The sequence below is a fragment of the Trichocoleus sp. ST-U1 genome, from assembly GCF_039961835.1.
In the GTDB taxonomy this organism is placed as follows: domain Bacteria; phylum Cyanobacteriota; class Cyanobacteriia; order Cyanobacteriales; family FACHB-T130; genus FACHB-T130.
Genome location: NZ_JAMPJZ010000041.1, coordinates 1 through 20,070 on the forward strand (window position 1 = coordinate 1; position 20,070 = coordinate 20,070).

Sequence of the window (20,070 nt, forward strand, 5' to 3'; positions counted from 1 at the left end):
AATTGCTTCGTCAACTTGGTCTGCGGCTTGATTGCCTACTGTCACCAGCCCAAGAAGCCTTCCCTGCTCATTGATGCGGCTTTGCCTGCTTCTGCTTAACCCGAACTGACGTTACTTAAGTTTACTTTTTATCTCAGACAGAGACTTTTCAGTTTCTTTGATTTTTGCTTCTTTTTTTAATTTTTCTAATTTCTCATCCAAAATAATTTCTATCCCTTTTTTTAGACTACTAAAATGATTCAAGCAATCTTCTTCACTTAACTCATGAATTCCTTTACTTAGAATTGAATAAATAATTGTATTTTTAACTAATGATTCAGGCAAAATATCTTTCAATAAACCGATTTTTTCATTAACTCGACTACTGTTGTAAAATTCTTCGTCCCATGCATCTGTTTTTTTAGCTTCTTGATGAGCTTCTTCGACTAAATTTTCAAATATTCTTCTTAAATAAACAAAAGAGCCAATACCGATTTTATGACTGACAAGCCCAATAGCCCTACTGAATTCCTTATATTTTGTTTCACCTAATACTTTTCTATACTTTCCTATCTCGGTCATATTCAAATCAGCAATTGAAGGATATTGACCAATTTTTTGAATTTTACCTTCGCATACTTTAAAACAAAAATGCATCCTATGACTGTTATCCCTGGCGCAGGAAAAATTGACATTAAATATTCTATTATTTAGATTAGATTCTTGCCAACGAATTAGTAAAGGATTTTGATTTTTAGCATTAGCAAGTATTTTCTTGTCCTTAATCGATTTTGACAAATGTCCTAATATAGGTTCGTTAATACCAACCATTTTTTTGAAGGTACTTGGCTTTTTACAATTCAGGCAGAAAGCATCAATCGAACCTTTGAAATTTTCAATTTCCTTAATTAGTTCGGAATTAGGCTCTACTTCAAAAGAACCATAAAGAGGAATTTCCAGAAAAAACTCTATAGGAGAAGGAAATTCATTGTTTAAATTTGCCACCTTTGATACTCCTTGGTAATAAAACTTAAAGCTAAACCTATACCCTAGAACCATAAGCTAGTAGGGTTAGGTGAAAGCTTATGAGTTACATAATAACTACCATATCATCCGATTAGCTTATGTTCACGCCTTCAATTTCTGCCTCCGATAATTCATACAATTCGCGTAACTTCTGTAATTTCTCCTCAGAAGGTTGCCAGAAACCTCGCCCATTTGCTTCTATCATTCTCGCAACAATATTGCGGAAAGCTTCGGGATTCGCCTCGCGCAATTTATTTGCCATTTCTGCATCTAAAGCATAGGTATCTGCTGCTTGGTTGTATACCCAATCATCGGTAAAACCAACCGTACCACCCCAACCAATTAGTGCTGTCATGCGCTGGGAAATTTCGTAAGCGCCACCGGAACCTTGATTCGCCATTGCTTCTGCCCATTTGGGGTTTAGCAATTTGGTACGGTACTCCATCCTCAGCAAGTCGTCTAAATTGCGAGGCGTGGTGTCTTTGGAGAAGCTTTCGACGAAGCTGGCGCTAACTTTTTTACCGCGTTGTTTTTCTGCGGCTTTTTTCAAGCCGCCAGTGTTGGCGTAATATTCTTGAATATCGGTAAGACCATATTCAACCGAGTCGATTTCTTGGACAATGCGATCGCTTGTTTGCAACAACTGCGTCAGCACTTCCGGTCTAGCTTGTCCTTTGTCTTGTCTACCGTAGCTGAAGACATTGCGATCGCGCCAAGTATCACCCAATTCATCGCCAGATTCCCAGTTACCATCAGTGACGCGATCGTTCACTAGAGAACCAAAATCACCAGCAGGGTTAGAAAATAATCGTGCTGAAGCATTGTCTACACCTTGAGATTTCAAAGCTAAGGTGTGTTTGCGGATAAAGTTTTGGTCTTCCGGTTCCTCAGCATTCGCGGCGCGTTGAAACAAATCATCCAACAATTCAATAATGTTGATAAAGGTATCGCGGAAAATTCCCGAAAGATTCCCTAACACATCAATACGCGGATGACCGACTTCTGCAATTGGTTTCAATTCATAACGGACAATTCTTCCCGTACCTTCCTTAACAGGTTCAGCACCCACTAATTCCAGCAAAATTCCCAGAGATTCGCCCTTCGTTTTAATCGCATCCAATCCCCATAACATCACTGCCACAGTTTCCGGATAAGAACCCTGTTCCTTAAGATGTTGGGCGATAATCTTTCTAGCAACTTCTCGACCCCTTTCGTAAGCGGCTGGGGAAGGCATCCGATAGGGATCTAAAGCATGAATATTCCTGCCTGTTGGCAACACACCAGCACCATCCCGCAACAAATCACCACCCGGCGCAGGCGGAATATATTCACCATTAAGCCCCCGCAACAGATTCGTAAGTTCATCGCTGTTTTGTAGTAATAAATCGCGGACTTTTATCGTTTCATCTATTAATTCTGGAAGATTAGGATTGATGCGAAACATAACATCAGGATATGTTTGTCTTATGTATTTCCAGTTTGCTGACAACGCTGCCTGTTTGTCTGCGCCTTTAGCAACTGCCTCAATAATGACTTTTGGCAATTCAAAATAAGCATCTAAATAGCTAATTAACCCTTCTTGAGTTGGTGGTTCTCCTAGTGTATGCAAGCCAGAGGAGAAAAGACGATTTTCTAGAACTTGCAGATATTCGTACAGCTCTAGTAAGTAAGCATTAAAAACATCTGCACTAAACATTCTGGCATTCTCAGGAGTGAAGAAAATTCCTAGACGTTTGGCATCCTCCAATGGGCAATCTGCATCAATTCCAGTATCTACAATCTTTTTGCAAATGGCTTCCTTAAGGGCATAATTCTTCTCTGGGTCTTCCCGATACTCGAAGATTAAATCGCGCAACGACACCAATTCTTTGTATAATCCCGCACGACCATAAGGCGGCACATTATGGGAAATCAGAACCCCATAGCCACGGCGCTTTGCCAACATTGATTCAGAGGGATTGTTCGCCGCATAGATATATAGATTGGGTAGATTTCCTAGCAGAATATCCGACCAAGAATAGCCTGTATTGCCCAGCGGAGATCCAGGCAACCATTCAACCGTTCCGTGCATTCCGAAGTGAACGACAGCATCAGCTTGAAAGTCATTTTGCAACCACTTATAAAAGGCGGCGTACTGAGGATGAGGTGTCAAATCGCGCTCAAACATTAGCCGCATCGGGTCGCCGGAAATGCCCAATGGTGGCTGTACGCCTATCCAAATATTTCCTAGTTGTATCCCACCAATTTGAAATTCATCTCCATAAGTTTTAATGCCAGTTCCAGTAAGGGATTTCCACTGTTTTTCGATGCGAGTCGTTAGCAAATATCCCAGCCAATTTTCTAGGGTTTTAGCGTTAACGCTTGTACTTCCCTGAACCCCACCGTCAACAGAGGTGAATAATCTTGCCCCCTCCCCGTTCACGGGGAGGGTTGGGGTGGGGTTCTCATCCGCTTCTTTCACCAGTTGAATTAATTCTTCCCCATCTTCTGGTAATTCTCCAACGTTGTAGCCTTGTTCTTTGAGAGCGTGGAGGAATTTAATTAGACTTCGCGGTACATTCAATAAAGCCGCTGTACCCGTCGCACCATATCCAGGCGGAAATCCATATAAAATTACGGCAATTTTGCGTTCAGCAATTGGTTTTTGGCGTAGGGAAATCCATTTTTTCAACCTTCCTGTTAAACGCTGAACTCGTTCTGGAATTAAGTAAATATCTTCTCCCACCAAACCGCCGAGAGGAACTGGATCGATTGCCCCATCCAGTTCTGGCAAAGCATATAAAACGACACTTTGCAATCCGCCAACACCCTGCCGCGTCCAAGAATGAATATCTTGAATTAGTAGCGGTGCAGCAACGATATAGGGTACATTCTTGGCGGTGAGAATGCGTTTGGCTACTTCTACTTGTCGTCCTGCCTCCATCGACCCCGCAGGGCCACCGACGAGAGGAAAACCAATCGTAGAGACAATTGCATCCACTGGCACTGCTTGATCAGATAGGGAAGGAGTTTCAATATTACCGAGTTTTCGTTGGGCGATTTCGTAATTTGTTGTCATCCAATCCCGCACCGCTACATGACCTTCGACGCCGTTGATAAAGATTGGCAAAGGTATCAACCCAGCTTTCTCAAAGTGGCGAATTAGTTGGGGAATGTATGGCTGTTTGGTAATAACGTGCTTGCGATAAAGCAGAATTCCAACAGTTGAGTAGGGACACGGCAGTGCCGTATCCCTACTTTGATACCATTCCAAATATGCCCTTGGAGATTCAAAAAAGCCTTGATAATCGGGATGCAGCAACCCCATATTTGGAGTTTCAACGGGCGGCGGAATTTCTCCCGCCTTCAACTGCAAATATTTTTCTGCCAGCGTCCAGAACATGGACGCGACATTTTCGGTTCCACCAGCGTTCCAATAACCGTAAATAATCAGCCAGTTGCGTAAGTCTTGCACTTTCTGCACTGGCACAAATTTTAATAACTTTGGCCCAACTTTTAAAAAGCTAATATAACCCGCAAGTTTGTCTTCTTCTCGCCCGTTGCTGAATTTGTCGAGGATGAATTTAACAGGTTTGGGCATTCCCTTGGGTTTGTCGCCAATTTTGAACGCGCCTATCTGCGTGAGGCTCATCAATTCCAAGGCTGACTCGAAAACGAGGCGAATCGGAATATTTTGCACCCTTTGGCGCAACCACATCACTTGGTCGTAATCAAATAGCAGACTGCCGAAAAAGACATCTGCTCCTTGGAGTGCAGCTTCTACGGCTTCTGGTTCCGTCGTGAGGGCGCGATCGCTAAACACCCGAATATCCAACTCCGGACACCTAGCCTGAGCCAAATGAGCTGCCTTCCGGTACAAGTCAGCGTTGAATGATTCAAACCCAGCAATTAGAACAATGCGTTTCATGCCCAGAGAGATTAAAGGTTCCTACTTTCGATCTTAAGCAGGAACCTTGGGGATGGGACGCCTAAGCCCACCCCGACCTCAGATTGCTTTTAGTAACTCGCCCTGAGCATCCCGCTGAAGATATTAAAGTTCTTATCAATCAAACCGATTAAACTCTGAGCATTAGAGAGCGATCGCGGTGGGTTAGAAATCAGCGTATCTAAGGCAATCAAGCGATTAAAATCAACTTTGATGTCACCAGTCCGCTCGGTTTTCCCATCGCTTTCATAAAACTTGACCCCCGCCTTCTTGTGCATAATCTCAATCAACTCCTGCGCCATGATGCCATAGCCAATGGTAGTAGGATGAATACCATCCAAAGAGAATAAGCCGCCTTGAGTGCGACCCGTTGCATCAGATTTAAAAAAGCGGGAATCTGGTACAGGTGAAAGTGCCTGAAGCTCAGGTGGCAACTCGTACTGACCACCCACTTCATCCCACCAAGTCGGTCTGGCTTCCGGGTCTTGGATATAGCGCCTGGATGCCAAGCGATCCAACAAGCCAGCCATTTCAAACAGATACCAATCTCTGCCTTCCTGTCGAGCCTGACGCACCGCATCGGTTATATAGTCGTTGTACTGGTCGATGGCACTATCGATTGCTCGTGCCTCCTCCTCTGTCAGGTACGGGTGCTTATCCGGATCGAATTCTTCTTCGGTAAGCCAAGGCAAGGAGTAGTAAGGGAAGTATCGAGATCCCGGATTAGCTTTATTCCCCTCTTTATTTTTGTTGATACCACGGGCAAAAGGAACGATCGTGACGTGAGGAACCGTTGCCAAGATTACATGGCGAGCGCCGATTTGCTTAACTTCCTTAACTAGCTTGTCCAGTTCCGCCTTAAAGTGAATCGGACGCCAGACGGTATAGCGATCGTTGACCGCCATATCGTCATAGCCATCAGCGCTCCAAGCCGCCTTGAATGTCAGAATACTACCCAGCGCATTATTGCCACCGATAACCACAATCAGCGTTTCAATGCCGTCTCCATCGCCAGTTTCTTGCATCCCCTCAGCACCTAGTGCTGCTGCCGCTTGTAGTGGTGTCAGCGCGTTGCCTCGTGCATCTCGTGCCGAATTCAAAACTCGGATAGCAGCGCGTTCGTTATGGTACTCGACAACCTGCCGGAGATAATCGTCTTTAGGCGGATTTTTCCGAATGATGTCTAGGCAAATGTCCGCAGTGCGCGACAGGGTATTCCGCAAATCCCACCCATAGACTGCCAGGTTGTGATTAATCCCTCGTTGAATTGGGAAGCGGGAACCTGCGTCACGTTCCCAATAATCCTCTATATCGTCCATGTAGCGGCGTATAAACAACAGCGCTGGGGCGAAATCCAACCAGTTGATGTCACCAAATTCCCGATCGAGTTGTCGAGCCAGATGTTCTAGGTTGATCGGAAACCCATCTCCTGGCCCCTCATAGGTGGGATAACGCATCTGGTTAGACCAGCCCATTTCCTTGGCAATCATCATCGGATAGGAGAGGCTAGTATTAAAAATTGCCCCACTTTGAAAGCCGTGAGAGAGAGAGTCCCCAATCGTGACCAGCCGATGCTGGGGAGTGCCTTGTCTATTCACTTCAACGGAAATGCCCAAGCTGGGATCTGTAATGGGTTTCCGCGCCTGTGCCTGAATAATTACATCGTCTGGCGTGCGATCGCGCATTCGATTTCCAGAGTCTGCCATAAAGTCTCCTTATTAAAAAAAGCGAACATTCGTTACCAGATGCTCCACAACCGATTAGATAAAATCCGGAATTTGTGTTAAATCAGCAGCGGTTTCAAATTAGCCGGTAGAATCTCTAAGACGATAAGATTCAATTAAATATTGTAGCAATTTGTAACAATATTTAAATCTTTTATTTGAAAACTGGACAGAAGATTAGGTAGAGGTTTTACTATAAAAGCCACCTCAAGTTCAAGAAAATTTAATTTCATAAAAAAGCCAGATAATTAATTAACTATTAATTATCATAAGTTGGAGGATTGATTTTAGGCATAATGTATTTTCCAAAATGTAATTATTAGAATTAAATAAGAAGATAAACAGAAGATGGAAATAATAACTAAAGTTATATTATCGAAACTTATTAAGCATTAAGTTATAAAATGCAAGTGTATCGCACAAGCAGTGTAACTCTCATCTGCTGCGTTCTTTTGTAGCGTTAAAATAGCACAAAAGCTAGACTTGCTCGATGGCTTTTTCTTGGCTAGTTAACAGAAAAGTTAGCAATACTGAATTCAGGTGGAATCTATGGCTTTTAATATCAGTGCGCTGAAATTACCTACACTCAAAATCGGCTCTAATGGAGCAGCAGTCAGTGCTTGGCAAAGCTTTTTAAAAGAGGCTGGTTATCCGATAGGAACCGTTGATGGAGACTTTGGCAAGATTAGCGATACAGCTACCCGTAGTTATCAGCAAAGGAATAACTTGCCGGTTAATGGAGTTGTGGATAATACCACCTACACCAAAGCTTTGAGCGACGGTTTTCTTTATAAAGTTCCCAATCTTACGGCAGCAATGTTGCTTGCTTATCTGCGCTTTGGCGAGGCAGAGGTTAAAGATTTACAAAAGTCTTTGAATACTATATTGGTTCCCGACTTAACCGTAGATGGAGACTTTGGAGCTAGAAGTAGCCAAGGGTTAGCCCAAGCTTATCTCCAAAGAGATGTGCGCTTGCGTGATGAATTGGAAAATCTACTTTCTGCAACGACTAAGCAGAAATTAGGCGCAGATTTTATCCCAGCAATGGATATCCTCAACGCCTATGCCAAAAGAATCCGATTTCGCTTGAGTGGTCCGCATTGGTATGACAACTTTCCGACTAGCCGCTCGATTTCTGATTTAGCTTCGCCTTTCCGAGAAAAGGTAGCAGCTTTTCAAAAAGCTTTAATTGATGCGGGTGCCCAAACCATTATTGCCGCTACCTATCGACCTCCACAAAGAGCTTATATGATGCACTATTCGGCTCGGATTAGTCGAGGAGAAATCAGAGCAGAAAATGTACCAAATATGGCGGGAGTTGACATTGAATGGGTACATTATACGAACGCTGTAGCTGTGCAAGCCGCACAACTGATGGTAGATGAATTCGGCATTGGGGGGAATCCGGTGGCTCTAAGATCTCGCCATACTGAAAGGCTAGCCATCGATTGGAACATTACCTGGGAAGGAATTCTAAAAATAAAAAAGAGAGATGGCACCCTGGTGAATATTGGCGCTCCCACGAATGGTGCCAACAATACGGCTCTCTATAGTGTGGGTGCATCTTATGGCGTATTTAAGCTAGCAAATGACCCGCCCCACTGGTCAGTTGATGGTCGCTAAGGCTGAGGAGTTTTTTGAGTTAAGATTTTGAGTTTAGATTGTAGAGACGCGATTTATTGCGTCTCTATTTATCGATAGTTCAGAAATTTAGATTGGGCAACAGTAAAGCAAAATGGTATGAAAACAAAAGGTAAACTTTGCTGATTGCCGAACATCTACCCAACTGAGAGCTATGCAAGTTCAAAGATTTGACCTTAGCGCGGTTATCATCCGCACTACTGCGATCGCTCTACTGGCATTAATTGCTGGCTGTTCATCCGATCCCTATACAGAATCAGCACTCCAGCCAACCAAATCCTCGAATCGCGCCGCTACTACAGCAGAAGTGGGTTTAGCACGTCACTTGAAACGCACCAAAGCCAAATTTTACGGTGCATATTGGTGCCCTTTCTGCACAAAACAGAAAGAACTGTTTCCAAAAGAGGCGCTTGGCTATATAAACTACATTGAGTGCGATGCGGGCGGTAAAAATCCGCGTCCAGACCTCTGCACGAAGGCAAAAATCAAAGGCTTTCCCACTTGGGAAATTAAGGGGCGGCGTTACTCAGGTCTGCTTTCTTTAGAAGAACTCGCCGAGCTATCCGGGTATAAAGGCGATCGCAACTTCCAAAACCGAATTTGATCCGTGTCGCCAAACGCTTCGCTCAAACGAACAATGCCATGCCCCTCCGATGGTTCCCTCATTGTGGCTGCACAGCGGCTGGAGAGGAAATGGGTTGTGCTTGTCCGGCTTGTACTAGAGCTTGATAAATTGCAGCAGCTACCTCAGCACGAGTCGCCGCTTGATTCGGTTTGAGCAAGTTTTGATTCGGATAGTTAATCACAAGACCGGCGGCTGTAGACGCTGCGACACCTTGGGTCGCGTACTTAGGAATCTCCTTGGCGTCTTGATAAGTCTGCAAAGCTTGAGCCGGATTGGACGGTGGTTTCAGCCCTAAGCCGCTAGCAAGCGCAACCAAAACTTGCGCTCTCGGAATTTCTTGGTTGGGTAGAAACCGATTTCCCGGATATCCTTTCAGAAAACCCGTTGCTACAGCCTGCTTGATCCCTGTTTCAGCCCAGTACCCAGCGGGGACATCTTGAAAGTTTGAAGCATTCTGAGCCGGTTTTTGACTAAAAGCTTTTCGCAACGGAGCCGTAAATTCCGCTCTCGTGATCGGTTGATCGGGGCGAAAAGTGCCATCGGTGAAACCCGCGAGGATGTTGCGTTCAACCAGCGCTTGAATGTAAGGACGCGCCCAGTAATTGTCGGGGATATCGGAAAAGTTGATCGGTTTAGCTGGGGCAGAAGCTGTGGGGGCTGGTACGGGAACAACCGCCGCTGGCGCGGAAGGCGCAGGCGCGGGTACTGTGGCGGGGGCGACTGACGGCGCTGGGGCGGAAGGCGCGGGTACGGGTACGGGAATAATCGGGACGCTTCTCGATACCGTGTTTGGCTCGTCCGGTATGAGTAGCGTTGAGTTTGGGTCGCTCGGTGAAGCAGAAGGTGCCGGAAGCGTTTGTTGAGTGGGCGATTCTCCGGGTATCACCGTTGGTAGCGGCGCTGCTGGCGTTGGACTCGCCGTGGCGTCAGGAGTCGGCAATCCGGTCAAATTCAACCCTGGCTCCCTTCTACCAATTGACCAGAAGAAAATCGTGCCAATCACGCCGAAGGCAACAACAATGCCAATCAACTCATCAAAGCCAAGCCGAGAGGAACGTGGATCGGGGGGAGGTGATGTCATTTACCTGAGTTCATGCAGCAAGTAGCTTATACCCTAAAATGCCTAGCTAAGTCATCCTTCTTAAAGCAAGAATTAAAAATTTTTGGAGGACAGAACATGAAACTTGTTTTGATAGAAAGTCCTGGCAAACGGCAGAAATGGCAGAAAAGCCTTGGTTCTGGCTACCGAGTGATGGCAAGCATGGGTCATGTTGTTGAGCTAGCGAAAGACGGGGAAGATGCACTGGGATTTGACCTATCAGGCGATCGCGTTACTTGTCGATTTGTCCCCCGTGGCGACCGAGGCAAAAAGGTTCTCACAGAATTAAAACAAGCCGTCAAATCAGCAACCGAAGTTATATTTGCAACAGACCCAGACCGGGAAGGGGAGGTAATTTCTTGGCATCTCGCACGAGAACTCAAGGTAAAAAATCCCCGGCGCGTAGTGACGAGCGAGATTACAGAAACTGCGATTAAAAAAGCAGTGAGCAAACCCCGTCCCCTCGACCAGAACTTAGTAGATGCAGCTCTTTTGAGGACGTGTCTCGACAAGCTAGTTGGCTTCAGAGGCTCCCCTCTCGTTTGGTCGCTCAAAAACGGAGCCAAGTCAGTCGGTCGGGTTCAAAGCGCAACCTTGCACCTATTATGCGATCGCGAGAGAGCGATTACAGCCTTTGTCCCTGAAGATTACTGGTCTGTTTACGTTGACTACGCCGAGGGTTTTCGAGCCTTTTATGCCGGACAAGTGAATCGTTCCGATGAGCCTGAAGTAGAGGAAACCGATGATTCTGAGTCTCCTGACAGCAAAAAAGCTGCTGAAGGAACCAGAGTGACAACACAAACTCAAGCGGCTCAACTGGTAGCGACGGCGAAGAGTCATCCTCATCAGGTAGTCAGCACCCAAGGTAAAGTGAGTTTCAAAAAACCACCCGCCGCATTTACTACCAGTTCCCTTCAGCAGGCAGCAGGAGCGCGTCTAAAGCTGAATCCAGAGAAAACAATGCAAGTGGCGCAAAAGCTGTACGAACAAGGATACATCACCTATATGCGTACAGATAGCCCAACTTTATCTGAGGAGTTTTGCGCTTCGGTGCGGAAGTATCTGGAGCAAAATGACCCAGAGAATGTCCCCCAAAAGACGACTGTTCGTAAAAGTGCAGCGCTGTCCCAGGAGGCGCACGAGGCAATTCGACCGACAGAGATTACCCGGCTACCATCCGTCATTAAAGCAGAGTTAACACCCGAAGAAGCTGGATTGTATGACTTGATATGGCGACGCGCGATCGCTTCTCTGTGTCAACCAGCGCGACTCCTGAAGACGAAAATTGTCACCAAATCTGGTAGCGTTACTTGGCAAGCTTTGGGTCAGGTGCTACAGTTTGAGGGCTATCTGCGCTACTGGCGAGATATTGGTTCAGATCAAGTGTTGCCGACTCTCAAAGAAGGGCAACCGCTGACCTGTACCCATGCGGATGCCGATAAGAAGCAGACGATGCCACCACCCCGGTATTCTGAGTCTAAGTTGATTCAGGTGATGGAGAAACAGGGGATTGGGCGTCCTAGCACCTATGCTCCGACTGTAAAGACTTTGAAAGAGCGGGAGTATGTGGTTCTGAAGAAGGGGTTGCTCGTTCCGACCCAGCTAGGGATGGAAGTGGATGAGTTCTTGGGTCGGGTGTTACCTGAGCTGATTCGTGCAGATTTTACGGCAAAGATGGAGCGGGAATTGGATGCGATCGCTCACGGTAAGCTGGACTGGCAAAAGTATTTGACTAGCTGGAACCGCGACTATTTTGCCCCAGCACTCAAGAAAGCCGGGGCAAAAATTCCCGTTTCTATGCCGACTGTAACGAATCCAAGCCGAGTTAAGGTCACTCCACCTGTTTGTGAACCCCCGGATACTCGCACCGATACTCGCACGGAGACTCGGTCTGAACTTACTAATATTCGGTGTCCGAAATGCAAACATCCAATGACGAGGGTTTACTCGAAGTCTAAAAAACTTCAAACAGACCATTTTTTGAGCTGTGATGAGCGCAATAATGGCTGCGGTGCTGTAATGTTTTTTAACGTATCCACGCTAGAGTATGAATTGCCTGACGCTAAGCGTAAAAATCCGCCGCGTTCTGACAAGCCTTCTCAGCATTCTTGTCCGATTTGTGGCTCTTCCCTAGAGCGTTACAAATACACCAAAAATGGTCAAGATAAGGTGATGTTGCGTTGCTCTAACCCGAAAACCAAACAAAATAAATGCAAAGAGGTAGCCTTCTTTGAGAGTAAAAAAGGTAACTGGTGGTCGCCAAAATTTGGCGAGCTTGGCGCGGAGTAATTCAGTAAGAATGCGTAGGTATACCTGTGGCTTGGTTTCTTGATTTACAAAGCGCCTAATTGAAGGACGTTGTTTGCTTGATGGTTGAAGGGTCTGGAGTGTACGCAATCATTATCAAGTTTTAACTAAAAAATAAACGCCAAGTCAGTCCCCCCATTCCTCAACTTGAATTGCATTCTATTGGAGATATATTTTAAACTACAGCACAACTATTCACAAAGAACAGCGGCATCTCAACACTTTGGTAGTTGCCCTTATACATAGCTGGAAATAAAATAGCTATGTGTAAGCATACTTTGGTTGGCATCAGCGGTTAATGGCACCACATTTATTTAAAGATTTTCTTCATACATAAAAATAAATTATAGCTAAATATAAAGTGATAGCAGATATTATTTTTGCTGCAACGCTTAATAAATTTAAAAAGTATTTTTGTTGTTTTTACCGTTGTTTTAATAAAAAGTTAAACCAAGAGAACTCACCTATTTTTTTATAGGTTCTAAAATCAAAACTAAAATAAATACACTCTTCTACCTTTTCAAATTGAATACAATTTAAATTGTAAAAAATTGAAACCTGTAGTTCCAGCGTACTTGCGATTCTAAATTACCAATTTTAAATACTCTAAGTTTTGCTGTGCCTGGGTTTTAACCCCTAAAAATTTTTTTAAACACGATCCCTTAGCTTTATACCCTGTACCCAAGGCTGGGTAGGGAATTTCAAAAAAACCGTTTATTATACCATAAAAATTCAACCACAAGAAAATTTGTTAAAATAGTTAACTTGCTTCAAGGGACTGAAATTGCTATTATTTAAATTCCTGATTTTGCCTATCTCCGTGCAGCCTACAAAGCTTTCACCCAAGCTGAGAATATAAAGCTGGGTGTACCCACTCGTGTGAAAATAAACAGCAAACTTCCACAGGTTTAAATTGAGTGGATATACAACTACACTAAAGCGGAATAACTTGGTATCATAACCCTTTGAACCAGGAACGTCACTAGCGTCAGGTTGAGGAATGAAGTCTGATAAATCATTGATAAACAACAAAATTAAGCGGCAACTGCAACAAACACCAGTGGCGATTATCGGAATGGGTTGCATTTTTCCGCAAGCCAGGACTCTAGAAGAGTATTGGGAAAATATCATTACAAAAACCGATTGTATCTCTGATGTTCCTCCCTCACGCTGGCGGATTGAGGACTACTACGATCCAGATCCCAAGGCACCGGATAAGACTTATTGCAAACGAGGCGGATTCATCCCGGATATTGATTTTGATCCGATGGAATTTGGTCTGCCTCCCAATATTCTAGAGGTGACAGATGTCGCCCAAATGCTCTCGTTGGTAGTTGCCAAACAGGCAATGGAAGACGCTGGTTACGGTGAATCCAGAGATTTTAATCGGAAAGGCACAGGCGTCATTCTGGGCGTAGGGGGCGGGCAGAAACTAATTACGCCGCTAACTGCCCGTTTGCAATATCCCGTTTGGGAGAAGGTTCTTAAAAACAGTGGTGTATCTGACGAAGATACCCAAAAGATTATTGAGAAGATAAAACTTGCCTATATCGGCTGGGAGGAAAATTCTTTTCCGGGCATGTTGGGGAACGTGATTGCCGGACGAATTGCCAACCGCCTAGATTTAGGAGGGATTAACTGTGTTGTAGATGCAGCCTGTGCCGGGTCATTAAGCGCCCTGCGGATGGCTTTGAGTGAATTGACCGAGTATCGTAGCGACATGATGATCGCGGGCGGTGTGGATGCCGACAATTCGATCTTCATGTATATGTGCTTTAGTAAAACGCCTGCCTTTTCTAAAGAAGGGAATTCTCGTCCCTTCGATATAAATTCCGACGGGATGCTGTTGGGTGAAGGCATGGGAATGATGGTTCTCAAGCGGCTTGAAGATGCCGAACGAGATGGCGATCGCATTTATGCCGTCATCAAGGGAATGGGCACCTCCAGCGATGGCAAATCTAAGAGCATTTATGCTCCTCGTTCGGAAGGGCAAGCCGTAGCGTTGCGTCGAGCTTATGAAGATGCTGGATTTGCACCCTCAACAGTCGGTCTGATTGAAGCTCATGGTACAGGAACCGTCGCTGGCGATCCGACAGAGTTTGCAGGCTTAAATGAAGTTTTTAGCCAAAACAACTCCCAAAAACAACATATTGCCTTGGGGAGCGTTAAGTCTCAGATTGGACATACCAAAGCAACAGCAGGTGCAGCCAGCCTGATCAAAACGGCTTTGGCTTTGCACCATAAGATATTACCCCCGACGATTAATGTTACCCAACCCAACCCTAAACTTAAAATAGAAGACTCACCCTTCTATTTGAATACCGAAACCAGACCCTGGCTTGGCATTGATGATGAAACGCCAAGAAGAGCAGGGGTCAGTGCGTTTGGCTTTGGAGGCACGAATTATCATGTCGTCCTCGAAGAATATCAAAGGGAACATCAACAGGCTTATCGTTTACACAGTACGCCAGCGACCATTCTGCTGGATGCTCCAACAGTAGGAGAATTATTGGCGAAGTGTGAAACCCTAGAGTCGCAATTAGCAAGCGATCGCGGCACACAACATTACACAGAACTTGTCAGCGCTGCGAGTTTAAAAATTCCCGTTGTCTCAGCCAGAGTGGGATTTGTCGCCACCTCTGCCGCAGAAGCGCGTGAATTATTGCAGATTACGATTGACTTACTGAAAAACAAACAGCAAGCCCAATCGTGGGAGCATCCCAAAGGAATCTATTACCGCAAAACTAGCCTGAACCCCCAAGGGAAGGTAGTGGCGCTGTTTTCGGGGCAAGGTTCGCAGTATTTGGAGATGGGTAAGGAACTTGTCCTTAACTTCCCTCAGCTTCGCCAAGCTTACAGCGATATGGACAAATACCTGGGCAAGAATGGGTTGCCACCGATTTCCCAAGTCGTTTTCCCGTGTCCTGTTTTTGACAACGCCCAAAAGGATGCCCAAATTGCGGCATTACAACAGACCGAAAATGCCCAACCCGCAATTGGTGCCTTGAGTTTTGGTCTCTACAAGATTATAGAAGAGGCAGGGTTCAAGCCTGATTATGTGGCAGGGCACAGCTTCGGGGAACTGACAGCACTATGGGCGGCGGGCGTTCTGAATGACGAAGATTACTTTTTCCTCGTCAAAGCCAGAGGTCAAGCGATGGCATTCCCCGACGATCCAAAAGTTGATACCGGCATGATGCTGGCGGTGAAAGGGGATATTTATAAAGTCAAAGAAGTTGTCGAGAATTTCCCCAAAATCACCATTGCCAACTGGAACTCTAACAATCAGGTGGTATTAGCGGGGGCGAAGGGAGAAATCGCCAAAGTCCAGCAAAAATTGGAGCAGCTTGGGTATTCGGTTGTTTTACTACCCGTTTCCGCAGCTTTCCATTCACCGTTTGTCGCTCACGCTCAAAAACGGTTTGCAGAGGTGCTGGATCGCGTTACTTTCAATCAGCCGAAAATCCCGGTATACTCCAATACAACCGGAAATCTTTATCCAGACAATTCCCATACCATCGGACAAACCTTAGCTGCACATATTGTCAATCCTGTGCATTTTAAGCAGGAAGTTGAAAATATTTACGCAGCCGGGGGATATTTCTTTGTCGAAATTGGTCCCAGGAATATCCTGACCAATCTGGTGAAGAATATCCTCGAAGATCGACCCCATTTAGCGATCGCCTTGAATGCCAGTAGCAAAGGAGATAGCCAGCGCCAGTTGTGCGAAGCCTTTGTTCAGTTGCGCGTGGCTGGCTTGTCTTTAGATAACCTCGATCCTTACCTAGTTAAATCAAAAACATCCAATTCTCAGCAAAAGAAGAGATTGAATGTGCCTTTAAACGGCGCTAACTATGTCAGTGAGAAAACCAAAGCTGCTTTTGAACACGCTTTGCAAAACGGACACCAAATCAAGGGAAATCCAGAAAGGGAAAACAGGAATGGGAAATTGACACAGGAGCCGAAGAAATCTTTAGCCCCGAAACCAACACCACACATCGCCCCAATCCCTACCCCTCAACCCGTAATTCCCGTACCCGTAATTCCCCAAGTCAAAATGCCAGAGCCGATACCAGTTCCACCCGCAACCAAATCAGAGGCGCAACCAATGCCACAATCTTCTGTAAATAATCAGGGTCTTCTAGAAAGTTTAGAGCGCAACATGATGCGCTTTCACGAACATCAAGCTGCCAGCCAGCAAGTTCACGAACAATACCTGAAAAATCAGTTGGAATATTCCCAAAGATTTTTCCAGCTCATGCAGCAACATTATTCCCTTTTGGGTGCTGGTAACGGTGCCAATGGGTCAGTTGTGAATGGTCAGGCGTCACTAGCGCCCGTTCGGAACTTGGAACAAGGGCAAAACGGACAAGGAACCTCTGACAAACTACAGTACTCGGTTGTTGCCCCCACTACCCCGGCTGTCGTGCCGATGCCGGAACTGACGATTTCTGGGCTAGCTGCCCCAGATGCCGTCCCTACAGCGCCAGTATCCCAACCTGTTTCCAGCAATGGTTCGCAGCCAGCCCAGGCTCTCCAAGTAGAGACAAGTCTGCAAAATCAAATCGCTCAAGCAGAGCAGGTAGAAGTTGCGCCATCGGTCATCGAAACAACCTCTAGCTCATCTGTAACAGCGCCAGCGGTAGATTTGACCCCCCTGATCGAATCCCTGTTAGAAGTAGTCAGCGAGAAGACTGGCTACCCCACGGAAATGCTAGAGCTTTCAATGGATATGGAAGCGGATTTGGGGATTGACTCGATAAAGCGGGTGGAAATCTTAGGAGCAATGCAGGAGTTATTCCCTGATTTGCCGCCGGTGAATCCAGAACAGCTAGCCGAACTCCGCACCCTCGCTCAAATTGTTGAATATATGGGCAACAAAGCGCCATCAACAGAGGTTGAAGTTTCTGCTCCAACGGCAGCAGTTTCAGCAAAGGCAGAAAACGGATTTGTCTCCCAGGAGAAGGCGAATGCTCTGATCCAATCCCTGTTAGAAGTAGTCAGTGAGAAGACTGGCTACCCCACGGAAATGCTAGAGCTTTCGATGGACATGGAAGCAGATTTGGGGATTGACTCGATCAAGCGGGTGGAAATCTTGGGAGCAATGCAGGAGTTATTCCCTGATTTGCCGCCGGTGAATCCAGAACAGCTAGCCGAACTCCGCACCCTTGCTCAAATTGTTGAATATATGAGCCAGGAATCGCGGGTGGCTGAAAAAAAAACTTAACCCCAGAATCGCAGCAAGTTGAAGCTGAAGCTGAAGCTGAACACAAGATTCAACGCGGTCGGGCGAGGCTCCAACCTCTAAGTGAGGCAGATTATCTGGATTTCACCTTGCCCGACCATCACATTTGTTTGCTGACCGATGACGGTAGCCCTGCCAGTATCAGATTGGTCAAGTCTCTTTCAGACCGAGGGTGGAAAGTGGTTGTATTAAGTTTCCCCGAATCTGTTATTGCCAAACGGCTACCGTTACCGGGAGGAATTAGCCGTGTGGTGCTGGCAGATTTGAGCGAGGAGCATTTGAAACAACAGCTGATGGCGATCGCGCAAAACTACGGCTCGATTGGCACGTTCGTTCATCTGCATCCCTCAATTCAAGCAAGTCTTGGGCAGGAATCGGAAAGAGCCATCCTCAAGCATATTTTTCTGATTGCTAAGCACCTCAAAAAATCACTGAATGAAGCAGCACGTCAAGGACGCAGTTGTTTCCTCACCGTGAGCCGCCTGGATGGGCAATTCGGTTTAAGTCGCAAAACAGAGTTTAGCGCCATCGGTGGGGGGCTGTTCGGCTTGACGAAAACCCTCAACCTGGAATGGGAACGGGTGTTTTGTCGCGCCATCGATTTGAGTCCCGCTTTCGATGAAGAATTTGTCGCCCAATCGATTGTCGCAGAACTTCACGACCCCAATCGGTTGATTACCGAAGTCGGGTACAGTTCCCAGGGGAGAACCACCCTGGTAGCCGAGATGTGTAGGGTTAAGAAGAACGCTCGCGGCACAACACATCAAATTACTCCATCCTCGGTGTTTCTCGTCAGCGGCGGTGGACGCGGGATTACTTCCCAGTGTGTCATCAAGCTAGCGCAACGCTACCGATGCAAATTTATCCTCCTCGGTCGCTCAAGCATCAATCCAGAGCCAGCATGGGCAAAAGGCTGTGTTGATGAATTTGATTTGAAAAAGCGGATTATGGCAGATATTACTGCACGAGGAGAGAAACCCACCCCAATCAAAGTCCAAAAGACACTGAAGGGGATTTTAGCCCAACGAGAAATCGCCCAAACGCTGGAAGCGATTGAGCAAGCGGGTGGGAAAGCAGAATATCTCAGCGCCGACATTACCGATGCGATCGCTTTAAAGGAAAAACTAGCAGATACCGTCCAGCGTTTTGGAGCGATCTCCGGAATTCTTCATGGCGCTGGCAATTTGGCAGATAAATTGATTGAGAATAAATCCGAACAGGATTTTGAAGCCGTTTATACTGCCAAAGTCAAAGGGTTGGAAAATCTGCTGAGTTGTGTCAATCCGAATCAAATCAAGCATTTGGTGTTGTTCGCTTCAGCGGCTGGGTTTTACGGGAATATTGGTCAATCGGATTATGCGATCGCCAATGAGATTCTCAATAAATTTGCCCATCACTTTAAGCGCCTCCATCCCGAATGTCACGTAGCTTCCTTTAATTGGGGACCTTGGGATGGCGGGATGGTTACGCCTGAGTTAAAACAGATTTTTGCCGAACGCAAGGTTGAGGTAATTCCCGTTGAAGTGGGAACTCAGATGCTAGTTGACGAACTAGATTTTGGCGAACGGGAAACAGTGCAAGTTTTGGTGGGGAGTCCTCTGGTAGTCGTGTCTGGAGAGCTAGATTCAGAACTCCGGACTTACCAAATTCATCGAAAATTAAACCTGAAAGCAAATTCCTTTTTGCAAGATCATGCGATTGGTGGTCAAGCGGTATTACCAACCGTTTGTGGTTCAGTATGGCTTGCCAATGTTAGCGAACAGCTATATCCTGGCTACAAGTTTTTTAGCTGCGAAAACTTCAAAGTCTTAAAAGGCATTGTTTTCGATGAAACATTGGCAAGCGAATACATCTTGGAAGTGAAGGAAGTCAATAAATCCCAGAACGAGCAGCTCGAACTCGCAGCGACAATATGGAGTGAAGCGGAACCCGGAAAACGCCGCTATCATTACAACGGGCAGGTGAAACTCCTGAAAGAAATTCCGGAAGCTCCCACTTATGAATTTGATGCAACTCAAAGTCAAGAGTTTGCGTTCCTATCGCCTTATCAGGATGGCACCTTGTTTCATGGCCCTAGTTTTAAAGGGGTCAAACAAGTTTTAAATATTACGCCAGAAACCCTGACGATGGAATGTGTTTTACCCCAAATCGCTGAAGAACAGCGGGGACAGTTTCCGGCACAGGCATTCGATTTTGTCGCCAAAGATGTGCAATTTCAGTGCATGTTGATTTGGGTAAGGCATTTTTATCAGGCGGCTAGTCTCCCTTTACGCTGCCAGAAAGGAGAGCATTTCCAAACGATTCCCTTGGGTAAACCATTTTACGTGTCGATGGATGTCATTTCTAGCAATGAGACAAAGTTAGTGGCGAACATCACTTCCCACGATATCCAAGGAAAAGTTTACTCGCGAGTATTTGGGGCAGAAGTGACGATTAGCAAACAACTGAACCGTCTATTCTTTAACTCAGAAAAAGTAGGAGTTAAGTAATGGCGAGTTA

Annotated in this window: 9 protein-coding genes; 5 read left to right on the forward strand and 4 right to left on the reverse strand. The window is 45.9% G+C overall.

What is annotated here, in order from left to right:
• Positions 1–111: 111 nt before the first annotated feature.
• The 3 genes from NDA06_RS15565 to NDA06_RS15575 all read right to left on the reverse strand — a co-directional run bounded on the left by NDA06_RS15565 (position 112) and on the right by NDA06_RS15575 (position 6,636).
• Positions 112–984 carry a short-chain dehydrogenase gene (locus tag NDA06_RS15565; RefSeq protein ID WP_190985969.1) on the reverse strand — a complete coding sequence of 291 codons (873 nt, stop codon included), beginning with the start codon at positions 982–984 and terminating at the stop codon, positions 112–114.
• A gap of 112 nt (positions 985–1,096) precedes the next feature.
• Entirely contained in the window at positions 1,097–4,912 is a 3,816-nt protein-coding gene (gene bchH, locus NDA06_RS15570) for a magnesium chelatase subunit H (protein WP_190985968.1), read from the reverse strand.
• Between the two features lie 89 nt (positions 4,913–5,001).
• Entirely contained in the window at positions 5,002–6,636 is a 1,635-nt protein-coding gene (locus NDA06_RS15575; protein ID WP_190985967.1) for a hypothetical protein, read from the reverse strand.
• A 567-nt stretch (positions 6,637–7,203) separates the two neighbouring features.
• Here NDA06_RS15575 and NDA06_RS15580 point away from each other — a divergent pair.
• Together NDA06_RS15580 and NDA06_RS15585 are read left to right on the forward strand one after the other, a co-directional pair.
• Entirely contained in the window at positions 7,204–8,277 is a 1,074-nt protein-coding gene (locus NDA06_RS15580) for a peptidoglycan-binding protein (protein ID WP_190439772.1), read from the forward strand.
• Positions 8,278–8,449: 172 nt separating this feature from the next.
• The gene (locus NDA06_RS15585; RefSeq protein ID WP_190412768.1) at positions 8,450–8,899 is read left to right on the forward strand and encodes a hypothetical protein; all 450 of its coding nucleotides are present in this window, start codon (positions 8,450–8,452) and stop codon (positions 8,897–8,899) included.
• A 58-nt stretch (positions 8,900–8,957) separates the two neighbouring features.
• Here NDA06_RS15585 and NDA06_RS15590 read toward each other — a convergent pair whose 3' ends face one another.
• Positions 8,958–10,001, reverse strand: a complete 1,044-nt coding sequence (locus tag NDA06_RS15590) for an S-layer homology domain-containing protein (RefSeq protein WP_190985966.1) — start codon at positions 9,999–10,001, stop codon at positions 8,958–8,960.
• Between the two features lie 96 nt (positions 10,002–10,097).
• On the opposite strand from NDA06_RS15590, the gene topA reads away from it, so the two are divergent.
• The 3 genes from topA (at position 10,098) to NDA06_RS15605 (ending at position 20,060) form a co-directional block, all read left to right on the forward strand.
• Positions 10,098–12,308: a type I DNA topoisomerase gene (topA, locus tag NDA06_RS15595; protein WP_190985965.1), complete on the forward strand. Its 2,211-nt coding sequence runs from the start codon at positions 10,098–10,100 to the stop codon at positions 12,306–12,308.
• A gap of 1,018 nt (positions 12,309–13,326) precedes the next feature.
• Positions 13,327–17,553 carry a beta-ketoacyl synthase N-terminal-like domain-containing protein gene (locus NDA06_RS15600; protein ID WP_348251769.1) on the forward strand — a complete coding sequence of 1,409 codons (4,227 nt, stop codon included), beginning with the start codon at positions 13,327–13,329 and terminating at the stop codon, positions 17,551–17,553.
• Between the two features lie 107 nt (positions 17,554–17,660).
• Entirely contained in the window at positions 17,661–20,060 is a 2,400-nt protein-coding gene (locus NDA06_RS15605; protein WP_199324098.1) for an SDR family NAD(P)-dependent oxidoreductase, read from the forward strand.
• Positions 20,061–20,070 lie beyond the last annotated feature (10 nt).